Below are 4144 nucleotides of genomic sequence, written 5' to 3'. Positions count from 1 at the left end.
TGTTCATCAGGGACTTTGAAAATTGCTTTCAAAGCACCCAGGGTGCAATGCGTCTGTTTCCCTAAAAATCACATCATCCTAGTATCAAATTGGGTCTTGACAAAATATAGGACGTCTTTCGAGTGATACGATTTCGTGCGTTTCTCGCTGATCGGGCAGCGGCGAATCTGTTGAGGGGTGTAAATGCGCAATTTGTATGGATGTGGTTGAGTGGGGTATGGATGAAGGTAGGCTTTCTCCCCATTATCTTATCCCACCAGAGGGCCATTGTCAAGCGGGGTCGCCTATTTGTCTGGGCAAACGGGAAATTGGGGGACGGACGGCCGCCCCGCGACCGTCCGTCCCCATAGTTTTCATCCGGCAGCGAAATGCGCCATTGTCAAGCGGTAGGGATGGCAGTATAATCAGAGCGGGAGGGGATAATGAAGAAACGGGAAATATCCGATATTTTCGACGCGATGGCCGACATGCTGGCCATCCAGGGCGAGAGTTACCACCGCATCATGGCCTACCGGCGGGCGGCGGAGAACGTCGCCGCACTGGGCCGCCCCATCGAGGAGATTAGCCAGGCGGGCGAGCTCGAGGACATTCCCGGCGTGGGCAAGACGCTGGCGGCCAAGATCGACGAATGGCTGGACACCGATCACCTGGAGGCCTACGAAAAGCTCCAGGCCCAGGTGCCGGCCGGCGTGGTCGAGATGCTGCAGATTCCCGACGTCGGCCCCAAGAAGGCCGCGCTTTTTTGGAAGGAGCTTGGTATCACCACCGTCGACGCGCTCGAAAAGGCGGCGCAGGAGGAACGCCTGCGCGAGCTGCCCGGCATGGGGGCCAAGAGTGAGCAGAACGTGCTGGACGGTATCGCGGCGCTCAAGCGGCGCAGCGGACGCACACTGCTGGGCGTGGCCTGGCCCCTGGCCTACGCGATGCTGGCCGAGCTGCAGAAGGTAGGGGGCGTGGTGCAGGCCGCGCCGGCCGGCAGCTTGCGTCGTATGCGCGAGACGGTGGGCGACCTCGACCTGCTGGTGGCCTCCGACGACCCTGAGCCGGTGATGGCCCGCTTCCGCGAGCTGGATCAGGTGTCGGATGTGCTTCTCAGCGGCGCCACCAAGACCTCCATCCGCACTCACGAGGGGCTCCAAGTCGACCTGCGCGTGCTGGAGCCCGCACGCTGGGGCACGGCGCTCCAGTATTTCACCGGCAGCCAGGCGCACAACATCAGCCTGCGCGCGCTGGCGCTGGATCGAGGGTTCTCGTTGAGCGAGTACGCGCTCAAGCGCCAGGACGGCACGGAGGTGCTGTGCGCCAGCGAGGAGGAGGTGTATGCGGCCCTGGGACTGCCCTTTATCCCGCCGGAGCTGCGTGAGGACCGCGGCGAGCTCGAGGCGGCGCTTGAGGATCGCCTGCCGGAGCTGGTCGAAATGGGCGACTTGAAAGGCGATCTGCAATTTCACACCACCCGGTCCGATGGCCACTACAGCTTGCTGGAGATGGCCCAGGCGGCGCGCGACTATGGCCTCGCGTACGCGCTGGTGACCGACCACTCCCACAGCCTGGGCGTCGCCGGTGGGCAGACGATCGACGACCTGCGCCGCCAGCGGGCCGAGATCGAGGAGGTCAATGCGAAGATGGGCTCTACGTTCCGCGTGCTGGCCGGCGCCGAGGTCGAGGTGCACGCCGACGGCAGCCTCGACTTTCCCGACGAAGTGCTGGCCGAGCTCGACCTGGTCGTGGCAGCGGTGCACACGGGCCTGCGCCAGGGCCGGGAGCAGTTCACGGCGCGCACGCTCGCCGCGATCCGCAATCCCCACGTCGACGTCATCGCCCATCCCACGGGACGTTTCATCGACGAGCGCGAGGGGGCCGACCTGGATATGGACGCGGTCTTTCGCGCCGCCGCCAAGACGGGCACGGCGCTGGAGGTCAACGCCTATCCCAAGCGGCTCGACCTTCGCGACGCGCACGTGCGGCGGGCGATCGACCTGGGCGTCAAGCTGGCGATCAACTCGGACGCCCACGACGTAGAGGGTTTCCACTGGTTGCCGTTTGGGGTGGCGACGGCCCGCCGGGGCTGGGCGCGGGCCGCGGACGTGGTCAACGCCTGGAACGTGGAGGATCTACTGGCTTGGGCCGCGCGAGGAAGCGAGCGATGAGACTGCTTGACGACAAGTTCAAGGCGCGCAAGAAGAGGTACCTTCTGCAATGTGGGCTGGCAACCTGCGTGGTGTTTGCTGTGCTGTTCGTGCTCGACGCGGTGACGAACACGACCATCATCGCCAGTTTGGGAGCGAGCGCGTTCATCGCCTTCGCCCTGCCGCATGCGCGTCTCTCTCGACCCAGGTTCCTGCTGGGGGGATATCTGATCGGTACAATCGTGGGCTGTACGTGCAGTTATCTGTTCTCGCTGCCGCTGCTGATGCAGCTTCCTCTCGCGTCGGCGTGGCTGGACCAGGTGTCGGGCGCGGCCGCAGTGGGGCTGACCATGCTCCTGATGGTCATCACCAACACGGAACATCCCCCGGCGGCGGGTCTGGCGCTGGGATTCGTGCTCAACACGTGGAACCTGTGGACGGTCGTCGTGGTTCTCGGCGGCATCGCGCTGCTGGTCATCACCAAGCGGCTACTCAAGCCGGTGCTGGTGGACCTGGCATAGTCTGTAGCCACGATTGCGAAATCGCGGCTACGAGAGTTGTTAGAGACATTTAGCCACCAGCCCGTTTGAATCACGAATGGGCAAATGGTACGAATGATGTCGAACGTGTACCAAAAAGATTCGTGAAATTCGTTGACTCGTGTCATTCGTGATAAATCCGCAAGAGTGTCAGACACCTTGGAGAAATATGAAGAGTAGAATGCGATGGTTGCTGCTAGCGTGCGGTGTTTCGATCGTTTTCTTGGTCGCCCTTCGCGTGGCGCTCGTCGGCGCTGCTGCGCAGACGCTGGCGGCCGTGTGTTTCTGGTCGGACCAGGGGCCGGTGTGCGTCGAGCGGACGGTCGCGGCGGAGAGCGGGGAGGCGCTGATGACGGCGCTGCTGGCAGGTCCTACGGACGAGGAGCGGGCGCAGGGGCTGTGGTCCGCCATCCCGCAGGGGACGACACTGGATCGCGTGGACGTCGAGGCCGATGACACGGTCGTGGTCTACTTGCGGGTGGAGCAGCGGGCGCTGGGCGGGCTCGACCCCGAGACGTTCGAGGTCGTCGTTCGCCAGGTCGGCGGGACGCTGGAGCCGCTGCGCTGGCGCGACCTGCGCATCCGGGCGTGGGACGCAGGCGCCGGGGCGTTCGTGCCGCTGGCCTCCTTTCTGCCCGAGACGCCCGCGCCGCGCAAGGAGGCGGCGCCCGATGGCGAGGGCGCGCTGGACGGCGTGCCCGGCTACGTGGGCCAGCCCCCATCCCCCGGACAGGGCCAACCGCAGGGCGCGCTCACAGGCAAGACGGTGTACGTCAGCGCGGGGCACGGCTGGGAGTGGACCGGCTCCGACTGGCGCACGCAGCGCCCGCCGTACCCCACCGGCGGCTACGCCGGCCCCATCATCGAGGATCACAACAACGCCGAGGCGGTGAACCAATACCTGCTGCAATACCTGTGGAACGCCGGCGCGACCGTCATCCCCGTCCGTGAGCGGGACATGAACGGCGCCGAGGTGATCGTGGATAACGACAGCCCCGCGGCGGGCACGGGATACGCCGAGACCGGCGTGTGGACGACCACAAGCTCTATAGGAGCGGGCTACGGGGGTACGAGCTATCGCTATGCCGAGACGGTGACCGGCACGGCGACGGCCACCGCTGCCTGGACGGCCACGCTGCCCGCAGACGGCCGGTACGCCGTCTACGCCTGGTACCGCCCGGGCGCTCACCGCGCGCCCGACGCGCGCTACACGGTGCATCACGCTGGGGGCGAGACCACGGTCGCCGTCGACCAGCGGGTTCACGGCGATACGTGGCATTATCTCGGCTCCTACGGCTTCCTGGCCGGCGAGGAGGCGCGGGTCACGCTCGACAACCAGTCCAGCGAGGCCGGACTGGCCGTCATCGCCGACGCGGTGCGCTTTGGCGGCGGCACCTTCGACGAACTGACCGGCGCGATATCGACCACGGCGCCTTACCCGCCCAACGAACCCTGGTGGGAGGTGTGCACGTTCTA

The 4144-nt window shown here is 65.6% G+C and carries 3 protein-coding genes; all 3 read left to right on the top strand.

The window, feature by feature from the left end; translation table 11 throughout:
* Window positions 1-422 precede the first annotated feature (422 nt).
* On the top strand, window positions 423-2150 hold the full coding sequence (polX, locus tag P8X48_12795) for a DNA polymerase/3'-5' exonuclease PolX (GenBank protein MEJ2108183.1): 1728 nt from the start codon (window positions 423-425) through the stop codon (window positions 2148-2150).
* The gene (locus tag P8X48_12790; protein ID MEJ2108182.1) at window positions 2147-2650 is read left to right on the top strand and encodes an HPP family protein; all 504 of its coding nucleotides are present in this window, start codon (window positions 2147-2149) and stop codon (window positions 2648-2650) included. Before polX ends, P8X48_12790 begins: the two co-directional genes overlap by 4 nt.
* 199 nt (window positions 2651-2849) lie before the next feature.
* On the top strand, window positions 2850-4144 hold a 1295-nt coding region (locus P8X48_12785), incomplete at its 3' end, for a GerMN domain-containing protein (protein MEJ2108181.1).

This window comes from Acidiferrobacteraceae bacterium (genome assembly GCA_037388825.1).
Taxonomy (GTDB): domain Bacteria; phylum Pseudomonadota; class Gammaproteobacteria; order Acidiferrobacterales; family JAJDNE01; genus JARRJV01.
The sequence above is the reverse complement of the archived record's forward strand: the minus strand, read 5'-3'. Positions and strand labels throughout refer to the sequence as shown.

Bases quoted from the DNA above. Each gene is read 5' to 3' on its own strand.
- P8X48_12790 (MEJ2108182.1), top strand. From the start codon at position 2,147: ATGAGACTGCTTGACGACAAGTTCAAGGCGCGCAAGAAGAGGTACCTT.
- polX (MEJ2108183.1), top strand. From the start codon at position 423: ATGAAGAAACGGGAAATATCCGATATTTTCGACGCGATGGCCGACATG.